The organism is Metapseudomonas resinovorans, assembly GCF_002003485.1.
Lineage (GTDB): Bacteria > Pseudomonadota > Gammaproteobacteria > Pseudomonadales > Pseudomonadaceae > Metapseudomonas > Metapseudomonas resinovorans_D.
In genome coordinates this window covers 92,303-108,382 of the sequence record NZ_BDMA01000049.1, presented here as the reverse complement: position 1 = coordinate 108,382, position 16,080 = coordinate 92,303, and the positions used below count along the sequence as shown (strand labels likewise).

14 protein-coding genes are annotated in these 16,080 nt (G+C 59.9%); 6 read left to right on the top strand and 8 right to left on the bottom strand.

From position 1 onward, the window contains the following. Window positions 1-111: 111 nt before the first annotated feature. From MnOB_RS13055 to MnOB_RS13045, 3 genes are all read right to left on the bottom strand, one after another. On the bottom strand, window positions 112-495 hold the full coding sequence (locus MnOB_RS13055; protein WP_077524655.1) for a hypothetical protein: 384 nt from the start codon (window positions 493-495) through the stop codon (window positions 112-114). Window positions 496-561: 66 nt separating this feature from the next. Further along, window positions 562-1,539 (bottom strand): carbon-nitrogen hydrolase family protein, encoded by a 978-nt coding sequence (locus MnOB_RS13050; protein ID WP_077524654.1) that lies wholly within the window; start codon window positions 1,537-1,539, stop codon window positions 562-564. Between the two features lie 110 nt (window positions 1,540-1,649). Further along, complete coding sequence (locus MnOB_RS13045) at window positions 1,650-3,086, bottom strand: purine-cytosine permease family protein (protein ID WP_077524653.1); 1,437 nt, start codon at window positions 3,084-3,086, stop codon at window positions 1,650-1,652. 322 nt (window positions 3,087-3,408) lie between these two features. Between MnOB_RS13045 and MnOB_RS13040 the strand changes: the two genes are divergently transcribed. Next, on the top strand, window positions 3,409-4,338 hold the full coding sequence (locus MnOB_RS13040; protein ID WP_077524652.1) for a LysR family transcriptional regulator: 930 nt from the start codon (window positions 3,409-3,411) through the stop codon (window positions 4,336-4,338). A 233-nt stretch (window positions 4,339-4,571) separates the two neighbouring features. On the opposite strand, the gene MnOB_RS13035 is transcribed toward MnOB_RS13040, so the two are convergent. From MnOB_RS13035 to arcD, 3 genes are all read right to left on the bottom strand, one after another. Then, on the bottom strand, window positions 4,572-5,189 hold the full coding sequence (locus MnOB_RS13035; RefSeq protein ID WP_077524651.1) for an SCO family protein: 618 nt from the start codon (window positions 5,187-5,189) through the stop codon (window positions 4,572-4,574). Window positions 5,190-5,228: 39 nt separating this feature from the next. Then, a complete protein-coding gene (locus MnOB_RS13030) occupies window positions 5,229-7,028 on the bottom strand; it encodes a multicopper oxidase family protein (RefSeq protein ID WP_077524650.1) in 1,800 nt (599 codons plus the stop codon). A 744-nt stretch (window positions 7,029-7,772) separates the two neighbouring features. Next, on the bottom strand, window positions 7,773-9,200 hold the full coding sequence (arcD, locus tag MnOB_RS13025) for an arginine-ornithine antiporter (RefSeq protein WP_077524649.1): 1,428 nt from the start codon (window positions 9,198-9,200) through the stop codon (window positions 7,773-7,775). Between the two features lie 335 nt (window positions 9,201-9,535). Here arcD and MnOB_RS13020 point away from each other — a divergent pair, with 335 nt between their 5' ends. Beyond that, window positions 9,536-10,033 carry a hypothetical protein gene (locus MnOB_RS13020; protein WP_077524648.1) on the top strand — a complete coding sequence of 166 codons (498 nt, stop codon included), beginning with the start codon at window positions 9,536-9,538 and terminating at the stop codon, window positions 10,031-10,033. A 302-nt stretch (window positions 10,034-10,335) separates the two neighbouring features. On the opposite strand, the gene MnOB_RS13015 is transcribed toward MnOB_RS13020, so the two are convergent. Continuing rightward, window positions 10,336-11,262: a LysR family transcriptional regulator gene (locus tag MnOB_RS13015; RefSeq protein WP_077524647.1), complete on the bottom strand. Its 927-nt coding sequence runs from the start codon at window positions 11,260-11,262 to the stop codon at window positions 10,336-10,338. A gap of 178 nt (window positions 11,263-11,440) precedes the next feature. Between MnOB_RS13015 and MnOB_RS13010 the strand changes: the two genes are divergently transcribed. From MnOB_RS13010 to MnOB_RS12995, 4 genes are all read left to right on the top strand, one after another. Further along, window positions 11,441-12,781, top strand: a complete 1,341-nt coding sequence (locus tag MnOB_RS13010; RefSeq protein WP_077524646.1) for a dicarboxylate/amino acid:cation symporter — start codon at window positions 11,441-11,443, stop codon at window positions 12,779-12,781. Window positions 12,782-12,844: 63 nt separating this feature from the next. Further along, a complete protein-coding gene (gene ttdA / locus MnOB_RS13005) occupies window positions 12,845-13,744 on the top strand; it encodes a L(+)-tartrate dehydratase subunit alpha (RefSeq protein WP_077524645.1) in 900 nt (299 codons plus the stop codon). After that, a complete protein-coding gene (ttdB, locus tag MnOB_RS13000) occupies window positions 13,741-14,349 on the top strand; it encodes a L(+)-tartrate dehydratase subunit beta (protein ID WP_077524644.1) in 609 nt (202 codons plus the stop codon). Before ttdA ends, ttdB begins: the two co-directional genes overlap by 4 nt. A 240-nt stretch (window positions 14,350-14,589) precedes the next feature. Next, window positions 14,590-15,456 carry an isocitrate lyase/PEP mutase family protein gene (locus tag MnOB_RS12995; RefSeq protein WP_077524643.1) on the top strand — a complete coding sequence of 289 codons (867 nt, stop codon included), beginning with the start codon at window positions 14,590-14,592 and terminating at the stop codon, window positions 15,454-15,456. A 232-nt stretch (window positions 15,457-15,688) separates the two neighbouring features. Here MnOB_RS12995 and MnOB_RS12990 read toward each other — a convergent pair whose 3' ends face one another. Beyond that, window positions 15,689-16,036, bottom strand: coding sequence for a mercuric transporter MerT family protein (locus tag MnOB_RS12990; RefSeq protein WP_077524642.1), 348 nt, complete (start codon window positions 16,034-16,036; stop codon window positions 15,689-15,691). Between the last annotated feature and the right edge of the window lie 44 nt (window positions 16,037-16,080).

Sequence of the window (16,080 nt, the reverse complement as noted above, 5' to 3'; positions counted from 1 at the left end):
GGAGCAACGTCAGTCTCGGCACAGCTCTCTCTCGCACGCAAAAAAAGCCCGCCTCAAGGCGGGCTAAACGCGTCCAGGCTTCGGCGGTCAGGGCCTTGCTGGCGCGGTCGATCAGGCGCAGATGAAAGTCACCGCTGCAGCAATCAGCCCCGTGGTGAGCGACACAAAGGAAATGAATGAAACCAGGCGAAATGCCTTGGTGCTGTCCACTTTTTTGGAAAACGCCATTGGGACGAATGTCAGCGGGTTAACCACCCCACCGAATATCACCAGCGCGGCGGCCCAACCGGGAAGCTGAGGAACGGCCAGTGCGGTGACGGCCATTACCGTGCCCATGATGATCCAGTCCAGGTGCGCTTGGCGCAGCCGCATCGGGTTGATAACGCCTGCTGCACGCAGCATCGCCGGATAGTCGACGGCGGCGAGCACCGCAAAGCCGGAAAGCGCACCCAGGGCGATGGATAGCAATGCGGTAGCCAACAGTATTTGAACCATGAAGCAAACCTTTGTGAGATCGGGTGGAGCTGTGCGGCGCCACCCGGAAAAGAGTGGGGAGCGGAATCAGGCGTCGCAGATGTTCACACCGGTGCGCATGCGCCGATCGATCGAGAGCTCGAAGACATCCGGACGAGCGTAGTGCCCGACCACGTCCAGGTCATGGCGCTGGGCGTCGATTTGCGAGAGGTCGATCTTGCTCAGCACAATGCCTGGTTCACCGAAAAGTGGGCTCGTTACCCAGGCGCCGTCAGGCCCGATTACACCCGAACCGCCGTTGAACAGCAGGCCCGCTTCTGGCGCCTCGCGCCCGACGCCGCGGCGATAGGCCGCCAGCAATTCAGCCGGGACATCATCGGTGGACAGGTACTGCCCTGCGCAGAGCACGAAGCAGCGGCCTTCGAAGGCATATGACCGGGCGGCGATATGGTGCATCTCCGGGATGTCTGGCCAGGCCGCCACGTGAATCTGCTCGTCTTGCGCGTGCAACGCCTGGCGTGCCAGAGGATGCCAGTGCTCCCAGCACACCAATCCCCCGAGACGGCCAACTTCGGTTTCGACCACCTTCAATCCGGCGGCATCACCGCTGGCCCATACCGTGCGTTCGGTATGTGTGGGGGTCAGCTTGCGGTGCACATTCAGGATCACGCCATCAGGACCAATGGTGACCAGCGAGTTGTATAGCGAGCCGCCGTGCTGGCGGGAACGCTCGTTCATGCCCATCACGACGATGACTTCGTTGGAACGTGCGGCCTCGCGAAGTACCGCCAGGTCATCGTCCATGGCGTCAGGCGCTCCGATAGCCGGGCTGTCGGCCAACAGCTTTGCATACCAGGACTTCGCTTGTGCATCGTCCCAGCCGGCCATGCCAAACACCCAGGCCGGATAGCAGCTGAGCCAGGTTTCAGGGAACACCACGAGTTCTGCGCCCATACGCGCGGCGTCACGAATATGCTCGGCGGCCCTGCGCATTGATTCGGCGGAATCCAGTACCGCTGCGGGCATTTGCACGATGGCGACAGTTTTTTCTCTATTGCTGGTCATTCCAAATACCTTATTTATGTTGGTTGCTTTGTTCGCCTGCTCGCCTGCTCGCCTGCTCGCCTGCTCGCCTGCTCGCCTGTGCAGCAGCCGGAACCAGGAGGTCAAAACGTCTAGCCGGAAACGCTTTCAAGCAGCATCTGGCTTTGGCGTTGCGCGGTAATTTCCACCGAACGCTCGAGATTGCGTGCCAGCAGGTAGTACAAACCGCCCGCAATCAGCAGCCCGGGAATGAATGCGATATCTGCGCCCCCCAGTGCCTCAGCTGCAGGGCCGACAAAGAACGGGATGGAGAAGAACGGAATCATCGCCACGAAGCCGACCGCATAAGCGAACACCCCACGCCAGGCCCAGCGTCCGTACACGCCGTGCGGATTGAAGATTTCGGCGATGGCATATTCGCCCTTGCGGATCGCGTAGAAGTCGACGAGGTTGACCGCCGTCCAGGGGATCAGGAAGTACAGCATCAGCAGTACAAAACCGTTGAAGCTGGCCATATAGGCTTCGGGTAATGCGAGGGCAACACAGAGCGACACCACGCCGACAACGGTCAGCCCTGTCACCCGCAGCCGGATGGTCGGGCGCACAGGGCGGAAGCCATCAACCGCACTGATGCCAGTCAGCATCGCGCCATAACAGTTGATGCCGGTCACCGACAACTGCGCAACGGCGCCTACCAGCACGGCAACGGTGCCGAAACCTTTGAAAAAGTAGTCACCGGTCTGCACCAGCGAAACAATGCCATCGGCGCCGGGTATGTAGCTGGCAAGCACCGCCCCCAGCGACATCAGCCAGGCAGCGGACGCGGCAGCGCCCAGATAAGTCCAGGAGATCAGCTTGGAGCTGGACGAGTGTTCGGGAAGGTAGCGCGAGTAGTCGGAGACATACACCGAGTAGCTGATGTTGTAGCCAGCGGCCAGCGACAGCTGCACCAGGAACGCGGTGGTATTCCACCCGGCCTCTACCGGTGCCGGGGTGGCCGCAGGCAGCGCAGTGACGGCCATGACGGTGACGATGCCGAATATGGCGATCAGCAGATAGCTCAGCCAGCGCTGCACGAAGTGCAGCAGGTCATATCCGAACACCGCGATGACGATACTCACGGCAATCAGCGTCGGGTACCAGAACCACTTCGAACCGGGCAGCACCAATTGCAGCGCCTGGGTTACCAGAATGACGCCGAACACGATAAAGCCCACGTAAACGAAGAGCGTCGCGGCAAAGGGAACGATGGCGCCACGGCTGCCGAACTGTGCCCGCGACTGAATCATCTGTGGCAAGCCCATCTTCGGCCCCTGATTGGCGTGGAGGGCCATGAACAACGTGCCGAAACCAGCGCCTGCGACAACGGCCAGAACGCTCCACAGGATGCTCAGCCCCATGCTCGGGCCAACAAAGCCGACCATCATGGTGAGAAACACGAAGTTGCCGCTGAACCAGAAGGGGCCCTGGTGCCAGACCTTCCCGTGCCTTTCTGCCCGCGGTACATAGTCGATTGAGCGGGCTTCGATTGTGGGTCTGCCTGACTCGCTATTGGGTTGAGATGCCATGCCGCACTCCGTCAAGGATTGATTCTTTTTGTTGGTGGTGTAGCGCTCGCGTAGGCCGCTGCTGTGGTTTTCAGCGCCTGAAACGATCGCCGCCCTGGAGTGCCGCGAGTATCGGAACAAGCAAATGGCCGGTAAATCCTCAAACGCAGAAGCTGACTTACTCGAAAACGCAACTAAAGCGAGCCGTTGTTCTGTGCTGAGTTCAGGTACTTCAGGGGGGCGTGGGAGACAACGGGAGAGCAATCGGGCGGATAAACCGGCGGGCTAAAGCTGGTATAAGACCCACCCTCATGGTGGTCGTGAATGTGTATCGGAGGTCTTCATGCTGACCAACCTTTCAGACGTGGATCTGCGCAGGCTGCGCATCTTTTGTTCGGTCGTCGAAGCCGGCGGTTTTACCGCCGCGCAGGTGCGCTTGAATACCAGCCTGCCACGCCTGAGTACGCTGGTTCGAGAGCTGGAAGTTCGCCTCGGCTACTCCTTGTGCCGACGCGGCAAGGGCGGTTTTCAGCTGACCGAGCAAGGCGCGCAGACCTACGCTGCCGCGCAGGAGCTGTATGCCGATATCGATCGTTTTCACCAGCGGGTGGTGATGCTCAATGAGCAGTACCCGGAGTTCCTGCAGATCGGCAGCGTCGACAACCTGCTTTCACATCCCGAGGCACCGCTACCGCTGGCCCTCAGTTTGTTCCGCAACGAGTCGCCGCGCACCCGAATAGACCTGCAGATCATGCGCGCCGATGAACTTGAACAAGCGGTGCTCGAAGGGCGTCTGCACCTGGCAATCGGTTGCTTCAACCACCAGCTATCGGGCCTGCACTATCAGCCGTTGTTTGAAGAGGAGCAGAACCTGTATTGCGGGCGCGGGCATTCGTTCTTTGAGCGCCCGGATGAACAACTCAGCAATGAGGAAATCGAAACCGCAGACTATGTGGATCGCGGCTACATGCTCGAAAGCCGCAGGCCTTACGACTTGCGTTTTGGCCATTGCGTGAGCGCTTTTTCAATGGAAGCGATTGCCACCTTGATAGCTTCTGGGACTTGCATCGGCTATCTACCCACGCACTACGCCGACATTTGGGTCGCCCGCGCAATGCTCCGTCCGATCGCGCCGCAGAGACTTGCGTACAGGGCAGCGTTCCATTGCATAACCCGACAAGGACAAACGCCAACAAACGCGTTGGCGAGGCTGCTTCAAGCTCTAGATACCGCGCAGAGCTCGTTGACCTTGCACCACTCTCCACGCCCGTAACCGAAGAAGCGCGGCCGCCGATGGCCGCGCTATTCCCGCCTTACAAAACCGAGCGCCCAACCGGCAACGTCAGCGTCTCTACCAATCGGCAGAAATCCGCGCTACGTAGCGGTCGACCTGGGAGCTGCTTCAGACGGCCGATTCTTGCCAACGCACTGCCCATCTTCGACAGAGTCCAGCCAAATCGGTCGTTCGCCGCTTCGCGTCGCTGCGGCTGACAGCGCCATTCCGCCCTACGCCGTGTGCACGGCACGGCTGTCCACATGGTTGATCGTCGCCAGGATCTGTTCCGGCTCCGCCAGCGCCGGTGCCATGGTCCAGCGCTGGTAGACGTCATTGCCGATGCGCACCATGCCCGAGTGGTTCGCCAGGTTGCCGTCCACCTCCGGGTTCACATCGTAGAAACCGAGGCTGAAGCGCAACTGCTCGATGTCCTCCGGCGCGCCGGTCAGGAACAGCCAGCCGGGCCCGACGTGGTGCCTGTCGACGAAACCCTTCAGCTGCTGCGGCGTATCCAGTACGGGCTGCAAGGTGATCGAGTACATGAATACGTCGCGGCCTACGCGTTCGCCGAGCATTTTCTGGACGCGCAACAGGTTCGCCGTTGCAATCGGACAGCGCCCAGTGCAGGACACGTACATCATGTTGATCGCGACCACCTTTCCACGGATCAGGTCGTCGTAGAACCTGACCTCCTTGCCCTCGTGAGTCAGAAGTCGCGCATTGGGGAAGTAGCTGCCGTCGTCGGCGTCCCTGGTCGGGCGCGGCCGCTCGACGGTGATACCGGGCAGGGCGATCAATCCGAGCGCGGCGACGCCCATGCCAGTTACCAGATTTCTGCGCGTGTTCATATGCAACCCTCCGCCCTATATGTCCAATTGCCGCGCCACTCAGACGATGTCCCACCTCAGCATCATCGCGTGATCCTCGTGGATCAGGTTGTGGCAGTGCATGACGTACTTGCCTTTGAAGTCACGGAAGCGCAGGAACACTCGCAAGGTAGTGAACTCTTCGATCACGTAGACGTCCTTCCGACCTCGCTGTTGCGCGGGCACTGGCACGCTCACGCCGTTGACGATCTTGCCGATGATCTGCCCCTCTTCGAAGTGGATATGGATCGGGTGGGTCCAGCCATCCTCGGGGTTCACCAGCTCCCAGATCTCGGCGCGGCCTTGGGGGATCAAGGCGCGCGGAGCTCGTACGTTGACGATCTGGCCATTGATCGTCCAGATGCCGCTGTTGCGCGCGAATACCCAGCGCCGCACTGGTGCGGCGGCGATTTCCGCTGCAGTGATCGGTGGCAGCGGGCGCAGCACAGCAGGCACCTGGCTCAGGTCCTGCTCGGGCGGGACGCGATCGACGATGATCTTCAGCACGCGCGTGCCCGGGTCCTTGATGTCCTTGCCTTCACGGGTGTCTTCCTGGCGCATCTTGTTGACCAGGTAGAACACGGTGCCTATCGGGTATTTGGAGAAGTCGACGACTATGTCCATGCGTTCGGCAACGCCCATCTGGAAACTGGTCTGGTTCAGCAGCGGCGCCGGCAGCAGGTTGCCGTCGTTGGCGATGAACGTGAACCGCTGCATCACGCCGCCGGCGGTCATTAGATAGATGGCGTAGAAGCGGCTTGGTCCGGTGTTGAGGAAGCGCAGGCGATATTTCCGCGCCGCTACCTTCAGGACCGGCTCGATGAGTCCATTCACCACAACCTTGTCGCCCAGCACCCCCTCGGGGTTGACCTGGTCGTAGAACAGGATGCCATTGGCGTCGAATCGCCGGTCCGAAAAGTCCAGCTGATAGTCGTAGGGAAAGCTGGGCAACCTGAGCGCGCTCGGGCTCGGATCGCGCTCGTTGCCCGAGTCGACGTCGTCGAACAGGAGGTAGAAACCGAACAGCCCGCGCACCAGGTTGGGGGCGGTGAAGTCCAGGGTGTGGTCATGGTAGAACAGCGTGCCCAGGCCTTCGCGCGAATCACCGATATGGTTTTGCAGCTGGTCGTAGCCGGCGTAGATGTTGGGATAGAAGTGGTCCTTGAAGGCACCGGGCGAAGCCAAGGTCGGTCCTGCCTTGTTCGCGCTGTAGTAATCACCGGGGAAGCCGTCGCTTTCCGATCCCGTGTGGGCATTGTGCAGGTGGGTCGATATTTCCGGTGTGCCGAAGCCTACGTGATTCTGTGGCAGCTGGTTGCGAAAGCGCACGATGACCGGCTTGCCATAGCGGGCATAGATGACCGGACCGGGGGTGACCGCGCCCGGCGTGTTGCCTTCGTAGCCCCAGATGCGTTGCGGCGGATAGGCCGGGTGGAACACCCAGTCGGGACGCTCCTTGGCCTTGAGTTCATACAGCAGCGGCGCACCGAGCACACCAGCGAGTTCGGCGTAGCGCTGGTGGGGCGCGCGTCCGGCTTCGCCACCCGCGGTATTGGCCACCACCGTGGGGCTCGGGGTCAGTGTCGCGACCGCCTGCAGTGGTGTGATCTGATTGGGCAAGGTGGACAGCCAGGGGGTAGTGGGCGGGCTGGGCGGAAACACCGGCGCGTTTGCCGCACTGCTCCTGCTCGATCGCAGCAGCAACGGCGACAGCAATGCAGCGGCACCGAGCTTGAGGAAGTCGCGTCGGCCGTCTTCAGCGTCTGGCTTCGCCGTGGGCGGCAAATGTTTTTTTTGGCGTTTCGAGTCTGCGTTTTTCATGGCTGTCCCTCCCTCGGAAGGCTGCTCGCATTTCGCTGACTGCATCGCTGCGCTTCCTGCCGTGGCGGAGCGCCAGCTTTGTAGACGTACCAGGAGCTTGGCTGCCGGGTACGGGAAGAGGACCTACAGCCGAACGCCGCTGACGCGCTTTCGCTTTTCAGCATGAAGCTGCATGGGTGGCTGTGCGTGGATGATGTTGGGTACGCAGTCGGATTCGAGTGGGGGAGGAAGGGCGCAGCTTCGCAGCAAGAGGGTGGTGTTCAGTGGTGGCGCAGACGTGTGCGCGAGTGCTCCTCTGCTCATGATCGGCTCCGTCGTCGCTCAGGCCAGGACATGAGGAGCGACTCTTCTTTGGTGAACCGCGGTGTCTCTGCCAGTCGCGCACAGGTTGGAGGCCGGAACGTGTTGCAAAAGATTTCAATTCTCAGTTTAGATCAACAAGCTGTCCTTGAACTGTGCAACTTATTGTTTCGGAAAGATTTTGATAGACCGATGCGGCCCAAGGGCAATGGCTGTTAGGTCTGGAGGATATGTATTGCAACCTGCCTGAATCGACCTTGATTTCATAAGCAGCCTGTCGAATCTGGAAGCCTCGGCCAAGAGCAAACTCTCAGGCGCACCTATGGAGCTAGAAGCGACTCACGACTCTGATTGACACGATACCGATACCCTACGACTCCTTTGACGCCAACCCGACTAAATATGATTCATCCCCAGCTACTTGCCAGAACTGGCAGGCTGCGCCTACAGCGTCAGCACGCCGCTATACAAGCTATAGGCGGCGAAGCCCGCTGCGACGACGACGCAAACAAAAATTCCCTTTTCGATATGAGTAAACAGCGGCTGACCTTGCTCACGTTTGGCCTTGGCAAAAAGCACCACGCCCGGCGCATAGAGCAAGGCGGATAGCAGCAGGTACTTAACCCCGCCGGCATACAACAGCCAGATTGCATAGCCGAGTGCGACACCGCTGATAAGCAGATCCCTGGTGCGTTCCGTCCTGGCCTGTTCGTAGGTTTCGCCACGCTGGGTCAGCAGCAGCGCATAGGCCGCCGACCATAGGTACGGCACCATGATCATCGACGAGGCAAGGTAGATCAGGCTGGTGTAAGTGCCTGCAGAAAACAGTGTGATCAACAGGAAAAGCTGAATCATTGCATTGGTCAGCCATAGCGCATTGACCGGCACATGGTTGGCGTTTTCCTTTCTGAGAAACGCCGGCATGGTGTTGTCCTTGGCGGTGGCGAACAAGATTTCCGCGCACAGGAGCGCCCAGGACAACAAGGCGCCGAGCAATGAAATGGCCAGGCCGAGGCTGATGAACAACGCCCCCCACGGACCGACAATACGTTCGAGCACCCCCGCCAGCGATGGGTTCTGCAGGGCGGCCAATTCCGGTTGGCTCATGATCCCAAGCGACAGCAGGTTCACCAGCACCAGCAGCGCCAGCACGCCGAGGAAGCCGATAACCGTGGCGCGGCCGACGTCGGCCCGCTTCTCGGCCCTGGCTGAATAGACACTGGCGCCTTCGATACCGATGAACACGAACACCGTCACCAGCATCATGTTGCGCACCTGATCCATCACGCCGCTGAAGTCCGGGTTGCTACGCCCCCAGATATCGCGGGTGAAAATGTCCGCATCGAAGGCCACGGCGGCAATCGCAATGAAGGTGACCAAGGGCACCACCTTGGCCACGGTGGTCAGCTGATTGATGAACGCCGCTTCCTTGATCCCGCGCAGCACCAGAAAGTGCACGCACCACAGCAGCAGGGACGCGCAGGCGATGGCGATGGGCGTGTTGCCTTGGCCGAACACCGGGAAAAAAAAGCCGAGGGTACTGAACAGCAGAACGAAATAGCCGACATTGCCCAGCCAGGCACTGATCCAGTAGCCCCATGCCGAAGAAAAGCCCATGTAGTCGCCAAATCCGGCCTTGGCGTAGGCATACACCCCGGAGTTGAGCTCCGGTTTTCGGTTCGCCAGCGTCTGGAATACGAACGCCAGGGTCAGCATACCCACTGCGGTGATCGCCCATCCAATAAGCACGGCCCCGGCATCAGCGCGCGCGGCCATGTTCTGCGGCAAGGAAAAGATTCCGCCACCGATCATCGACCCCACTACCAGGGCAATCAATGCGCTCAAACGAAGCTTCTGCGTCGGTTCTGACATTCTCGCGTCTCCTTGGCCGGCGCATGTCTCTCTACGAGGCCGTAACACCCTGTTTTAACCAAGCACAGAAAGTAAAAACCTGCTGATGAAATTCTCGGAGATCGCAGCAAGGGTTTGCCCAGGGGTCGCACACTTTGAACCATGGGCAGATCTCTGCATGCTGCGCCAGCCAAGTGACTTGCGGACGCTGACCAGCTGCTATTGGCCGAAAGCAAACGTTTAGAGCACGAAAAATCTGCCCCCTTGGCCGACGAACCTAGCCAAGACTGAATACAATTGGTGCCCGATTACCTTGGGCCATGAACATGGCTGTATCGAACAAGGAACTCGCCTCCATGGCTTCCCCAAATAAACAGCAAAAACGTGCCCAGCGAGCCAAGGCCAAGGCCAAGCAGAACCGCTCGGGCAAAGCCAAAGCCAATGTCGTACATCCGCTGCTAGCCAATCCGCTGGTCAACGAGCCATTCGATGATGTCGAAATTGACCTGAGCACCTTCGACTTCAAAGACATCGAAGAGCACGGTTTCGACCCGGCACACTTTGACGATCTGTTCCAAGCGATGAAAGTCGGCGAAGACATCAGCCTGCTGGCGATGTGTTTGGTATTCCTGCAATACCCGGTATTGGAGTTGGTGGTCGCGGAGGAATCGCAAGAGTCGGCGATCGACTTCATGATGGGGCTGCTGATCGTCTATCGCGGGATCTTCCACGATGAAGACGAAGAAGCGGCAGTGAATTGGGTCGGTGGTGACGCATTCCAGAAGGCCTACAACGAAGCCTCGATGATCCTGGAGAAGAAGAACGCTCGCGGCGCCTCAAGCGCCCGAGTTTAGCCGCGCGCCGAGCGACTACTGGTGGCAAGCCCATTCGGCTGAGCGCAGTCATTGCGCTGGGACTGCCCTATGGCTGCTCTTGGCCGAAAACAGCCCCTCGCCAATGGCAGAAATCGGCCAAAAGCCGTCAGTCGCAAATGGCTGTTTCCGGCCATTTTTCTGCCGGTCCTCATCCATAACTTCGGGCGTCAGCTATCGGTCAGCAGCGGTTCATCGAAAACGTGCGCCATGGGGATTTTTGTCTAGCCGAGGCGCATCGAAGGCGATGTGTATTGGCACTGATGGTGTTCACGGGTGGAGCGTTATCGCCACTTGACGAGGCTATCGCTCTGTCCGTTCGCTTTGTGCTGGAAAACGTCGCGCAGGTGATCAACGAAAAGAGACACCTTTGCAGATAGGTTGAGGCGCTCCAGATAGACGGCATAGATGTCCGCAGGCGGCGTTTCATATTCCCCTAGCACCTCTACAAGGCGACCATCTCGGAGGTGACTGGCGAGGTTCCACTCGGCGCGCATCAAGATACCGTGCCCCTCCAGCGCCCAATTCAATGCCACCTCGCCGTCATTGGTGCTGAGGCCACCGCGTACCTTGATCGATTCACTGTGCTTGCCTCGACTGAACCGCCAGATACCGAAGGCGGCATCGTTCTGGCGCAAGACGATGCAGTTGTGCCGTATCAGGTCCTTGGGCGACTCCGGCGTACCGAAGCGTTCCAGGTAGACAGGTGCTGCGCACAGGCGACGGCGATTGGCGGCGATTTTGCGGGCGATCAGCCGGGAGTCGGGCAACTCACCAAAGCGGATGGCGACGTCGATGGCATCGTCCGGCAGATTGATCGGCCGGTCGGTCAGGTGCAGTTGCACCTCGACTTCCGTGTAGCGCGCCACGAAGGAAGAGATCGCCGGCCCTACATGGGTACGACCGAAGCCCAGCGGCGCGTTGACCCGTAGCAGCCCCTTGGGCTCCGCCCGGCTGCTTGCGATCTGGCTCTCCATTTCCTCAATTTCGCCGAGGATTCGCTGGGCGTTGACCAGATAGAGCTCGCCCTCGGCGGTGAGGCTGATGCTACGCGTGGTGCGATTGAGCAGCCGCACACCCAATCGCTGTTCCAGCTGCGCCAGCCGCTTGGAGACAGCTGGTGGCGTCAGGTTCAGCTCACGCGCCGTGGCCGCAAGGCTGCCTAGCCTGACCAGCTGGGTGAAGAAGGCCAATTCGGATACCGGACTCATTAGTAACCCCAAAGAAACAATGAAATAACTTTCATTGTATTACTCAATTTAGGGGAAACCATTAACTTTGACTCCGTGAATTGCCCACACGAACGCTGGGGCATTTGCCCGCCATAGCCCGGTAAAGCCGCCCGGGTGAAACCCAAATCCGACTCACAACAATAATTCGGAGAAAACCATGGCCAAGCGATTCCTAGGAAAGCTCTATGTCCAGGTCCTGATCGGCGTAACCATCGGCATCCTGCTCGGTGTGTTCTGGCCGCAATTCGGTACCGACCTGAAGCCGGTCGGCGATGCCTTCATCAAACTGATCAAGATGGTCTTCGCACCGATCATCTTCGCCACCGTGGTGCTCGGTATCGCCAAGATGGAAAACATGAAGGAACTCGGTCGGGTCGGCGTCCGCGCGCTGATCTACTTCGAGGTCCTCTCGACCTTCGCCCTGATATTGGGCCTGGTCGTGGTCAACTTTGTGCAGCCCGGCCAGGGTATGAACGTTGACCCAGCCACCCTCGACACCAAGAGCATCGCCTCCTACACGGCGACTGCGGCGAGTGGCTCCGGCAGTTTCACCGACTTCCTGCTGCACATCATTCCTGCCAGCGTCACCGATGCTTTTGCCAAGAATGAGATCCTACAGATCCTGCTGTTCTCGACCTTGTTCGGCATCGCCCTGTCTCACCTGGGGCCGCGCGGTAAACCGATGGTCGATGTGCTGGAAGCCTTTTCCCACGGCATGTTCTACATCGTCGGCATGGTCATGCGCGTCGCACCGCTGGCCGCCTGCGGCGCGATGGCCTTCACCGTCGGCAAGTACGGGCTGGGCTCGATAGTTTCGCTCGGCAAACTGATGGCGACCATGTACCTGACCTGCTTCCTGTTCGTGGTCATCGTCCTCGGTTTCATCGCCCGCCTGTCCGGTTTCAGCCTGTGGAAGTTCCTGAAGTACCTCAAGGAAGAGCTGTTTACCGTGCTGGGTACCAGCTCCTCGGAATCGGTAGTGCCGCAGCTGATGAACAAGCTGGAGCATGCCGGCGTATCCAAGCCGGTGGTGGGCCTGGTGATCCCCTCGGGGCTGACCTTCAATCCCGACGGCCAGTGCATCTACTACACCATGGCAGCCATCTTCATCGCTCAGGCCACCAACACACCGTTGACCCTGACCGATCAGTTGATCGTCCTCGGCGTGCTGCTGCTCACCTCGAAAGGCTCAGCGGGTGTCACCGGCTCCGGCTTCATCACCTTGGCTGCCACCTTGGCTTCGCTGGACAACATTCCGGTGGCCGGCATGGTGCTGTTGCTCGGAGTCGACCGCTTCATGTCCGAGGCGCGCGCTATCACCAACACCATCGGCAACGCGGTCGGGACCATGGCGATCGCTAAATGGGTAGGTGCCCTCGACAAATCCCGGATGGAACAGGTGCTGAACGGTACCGACCGGCCGGAACAGAACCAGGCGCAGGAGTCATCGGCGCCAAACCACACCGTAAAGCCGGTAACGACAGCCAGCGGCGTCTAGTTCACCAGGCACGCCAACGGAATACCAACAGAACCGCCTTGTGATGCAGTGAGGAGAATCAAAGTGGATAACGAATCAGCCGTTCAATCGCTTACCGACGTGATGGCCAAGTTCACCGCCTACATCGGCAAACGACTGCCGAAAGACGTCAAGGAGAAGACTGCGAAGTTGCGCGCCGCGGAAACCAATTCTCTGGCGATCGAAATCTACGACTCGATGGCCGAGAACCAGGACTACGCGGACAAACTGGATCGCCCGAGCTGCCAAGACACTGGGGTCATCCAGTACTTCATCTCCGCTGGCGCCCGCTTCCCGCTGCTGGGTGAGCTGGAAGGCATCCTGCAGAACGCGACCCTGGAAGCCACCATAAAAGGACCGCTGCGCCACAACGCTGTGGAGACCTTCGACGAGAAGAACACGGGCACCAACACCGGCTCGAAGATCCCATGGCTCGACTGGGAAATCATTCCCGACGCCGACTATGCACTGATCGACGTGTACATGGCCGGCGGCGGTTGCACCCTGCCGGGATCGGCCAAGGTGCTGATGCCCGGCCAGGGCTACGAGGGCGTGACCGAATTCGTTTTCGACGTGATCACTTCACGTGGCGTTAACGCTTGCCCGCCGCTACTGGTCGGTGTCGGCGTGTCCACCTCGGTAGAGACCGCAGCGCGCCTGTCGAAGAGGGCAATCCTGCGTCCGGTGGACTCCAGCCACCCCAACGCGAACGCAGCGATGATGGAAAAGCTTCTTGAGGAAGGGCTCAACGAGATCGGCATTGGCCCGCAGGGGCTGACGGGCAATAGCAGCGTGATGGGTGTGAACATCGAATCCTCGGCGCGCCACCCTTCGACCATCGGCGTCGCCGTCTCCACCGGCTGCTGGGCACACCGTCGCGGCAAGATCCGCATCAATGCCGACCTCTCCTACGACATCCTCTCCCACGAAGGAGTAGTACTGTGAAAAAAGTTCTTTCGACCCCGATCAAGGATGAAGACCTCGCGGCCCTCAACGTCGGAGATGTGGTCTACCTGACCGGCCAACTGGTGACTTGCCGCGACGTGGCACATCGCCGCCTGATCGAACTCAAGCGTGAACTGCCGGTGGACCTGCGCGGCGGGGCGATCTTCCACGCCGGTCCCATCGTAAAGAAGAAGGACGACGGCAGCTTCGAGATGGTGTCCATCGGCCCGACCACCAGCATGCGCATGGAGAAGTTCGAACGGCAGTTCATCGAGGAAACCGGCGTCAAGCTGATCATCGGCAAGGGCGGCATGGGCCCGGAAACCACCGCTGGATGCCTGGAAAATAAGGCCGTACACGCGGTATTCCCCGGCGGCTGCGCAGTACTGGCCGCCACCAAGGTAGAGGAAATCGAACGCGCCGAGTGGCAGGACCTGGGCATGCCGGAAACCCTCTGGGTCAACCGAGTTCGTGAGTTCGGCCCCCTGATCATCTCCATCGACACCAAGGGCAATAACCTTTTCGAGCAGAACAAGGCGCGCTTCAACGAACGCAAGGGCGCTGTCATCGAGAAGATCAACAGCCAAGTGCGCTTCATCAAGTGACGTAGGGCGATCTGGGCCGGAGCCGGGATCGCCACCTTTTCAACTGCCAGCGCAAGGAAGGCCATGGACTGGCTACGGCGAGTTTCCGCCCTCCTTGCGCTGGTTTGCGGCGCTTTTCCTCCATTCGCCCATCACTCACTCCGGTCGAATCGGCGACCTACCAACATCTCGACCGTCAGGTACGGGTCTTGCACAGCGTGACCGGTAGTAAGGCTCGATAAAGACCCGAGGGATAAGATCATGCAAAAAGCCTGTCACCACGATCTACGCAGCGCCTTCCGTGCCTTGCTTGAAAGCCCCGCCTGTTATCACACGGCCTCCGTGTTCGACCCCATGTCGGCACGCATTGCCGCCGACCTCGGCTTCGAAGTCGGCATCCTGGGAGGCTCGGTCGCCTCCTTGCAAGTGCTCGCCGCACCTGACATCGCGCTGATCACCCTAAGCGAGTTCGTCGAACAGGCGACCCGCATTGGCCGGGTCGCCCGGCTGCCGGTTATCGCCGACGCCGACCATGGCTACGGCAACGCCCTCAACGCCATGCGAACGGTGATCGAGCTTGAGCGCGCTGGTGTAGCCGCGCTCACACTGGAAGACACACTGTTGCCCGCCCAGTTCGGACGCAAATCTTACGACCTGATCAATGTCGAAGAAGGCATCGGCAAGCTGCGCGCCGCCCAGGAGGTGCGCGACGACAAAGCCCTGTCCATCATTGCCCGTACCCACGCCGGAGTGCAGCCGCTCGCCGATGTTGTCCACCGTACTCGCGCCTACCAGGATGCCGGCGCTGACGGCATTTGCCTGGTCGGTGTGAAAGATTTCACCCATCTCGAAACAATCGCTGAAAACCTGCGCATCCCGCTGATGCTGGTCACCTACGGGAATCCGGAGCTGCGCGATGACCACCGTCTGGCGGAGCTGGGCGTGCGCATAGTGGTGGACGGCCATGCGGCGTACTTCGCGGCTATCAAAGCCACCTATGACAGTCTTCGCGAGCAGCGTGGCATCACCATCGATAACGGCCTCAGCGCATCAGAACTGGTGACCCGATACACCCATCCTGAGGACTACATCAACTGGGCGCTCGATCATATGAATGTAAGGGAATGAGGCTGAACCCTGCACTTGGTCAGAACTGGACGATTCGTTGATGTTGCCTCATTAACGTGCAAGTTGCTGGTTCGCTGGGGGCAGCTATTGGCCGATTCCTGCCCTTGGCGAGGCGCTGCTATCGGCCAATAGCTGCTTCAGCATGGGCTGCTAACGGCCAGAAACAGTCTTTGGATCTGTCTAGAAACTCAGGGCAGTTTTACATCCGAGTAGGCTGGAAAAATTGACGTGCTCAGCGAAGCAGCGACGCTAACCATGGCGCTGCCAGCGCGCCGAGCACAAGGGCTGCCGTCCACCAGAACCACTGTCGTTGCCGTGCGAGTGCGCGGCGTTGGACCGCTGCCCCGTTCACCACGTAGGGCGGAACCAAATAAAGGCGAGTGAGTGCGAAGCCGAGAGAGAGCAAGGTCAAACTGACCAGCACGGGACGATAGGGCGACACCTGGGCCAAGTTCAGCGCCCAGGCACCGCTACCCACCCCCAGGGCCATAAATGCGACTGGCGCATAGCAACACACCGAGGCGGCCATCCCGGCCAGCAGGCTGGCAAACAACGCGCGGGTTACTGTGATGACCACCATGGCAATTGCCTGGAGATTCCGTACCTATCTACTCTTAATCCTGT

What these genes read in the sequence shown, in the direction of transcription:
- arcD (WP_077524649.1), bottom strand. Translation starts at nt 9,200, where the DNA reads ATGTCAGAACCGACGCAGAAGCTTCGTTTGAGCGCATTGATTGCCCTG.
- MnOB_RS13035 (WP_077524651.1), bottom strand. Translation starts at nt 5,189, where the DNA reads ATGAACACGCGCAGAAATCTGGTAACTGGCATGGGCGTCGCCGCGCTC.
- MnOB_RS13050 (WP_077524654.1), bottom strand. Translation starts at nt 1,539, where the DNA reads ATGACCAGCAATAGAGAAAAAACTGTCGCCATCGTGCAAATGCCCGCA.
- MnOB_RS13020 (WP_077524648.1), top strand. Translation starts at nt 9,536, where the DNA reads ATGGCTTCCCCAAATAAACAGCAAAAACGTGCCCAGCGAGCCAAGGCC.
- MnOB_RS13055 (WP_077524655.1), bottom strand. Translation starts at nt 495, where the DNA reads ATGGTTCAAATACTGTTGGCTACCGCATTGCTATCCATCGCCCTGGGT.
- MnOB_RS13040 (WP_077524652.1), top strand. Translation starts at nt 3,409, where the DNA reads ATGCTGACCAACCTTTCAGACGTGGATCTGCGCAGGCTGCGCATCTTT.
- MnOB_RS13015 (WP_077524647.1), bottom strand. Translation starts at nt 11,262, where the DNA reads ATGAGTCCGGTATCCGAATTGGCCTTCTTCACCCAGCTGGTCAGGCTA.
- MnOB_RS13010 (WP_077524646.1), top strand. Translation starts at nt 11,441, where the DNA reads ATGGCCAAGCGATTCCTAGGAAAGCTCTATGTCCAGGTCCTGATCGGC.
- MnOB_RS13030 (WP_077524650.1), bottom strand. Translation starts at nt 7,028, where the DNA reads ATGAAAAACGCAGACTCGAAACGCCAAAAAAAACATTTGCCGCCCACG.
- MnOB_RS12995 (WP_077524643.1), top strand. Translation starts at nt 14,590, where the DNA reads ATGCAAAAAGCCTGTCACCACGATCTACGCAGCGCCTTCCGTGCCTTG.
- MnOB_RS12990 (WP_077524642.1), bottom strand. Translation starts at nt 16,036, where the DNA reads ATGGTGGTCATCACAGTAACCCGCGCGTTGTTTGCCAGCCTGCTGGCC.
- MnOB_RS13045 (WP_077524653.1), bottom strand. Translation starts at nt 3,086, where the DNA reads ATGGCATCTCAACCCAATAGCGAGTCAGGCAGACCCACAATCGAAGCC.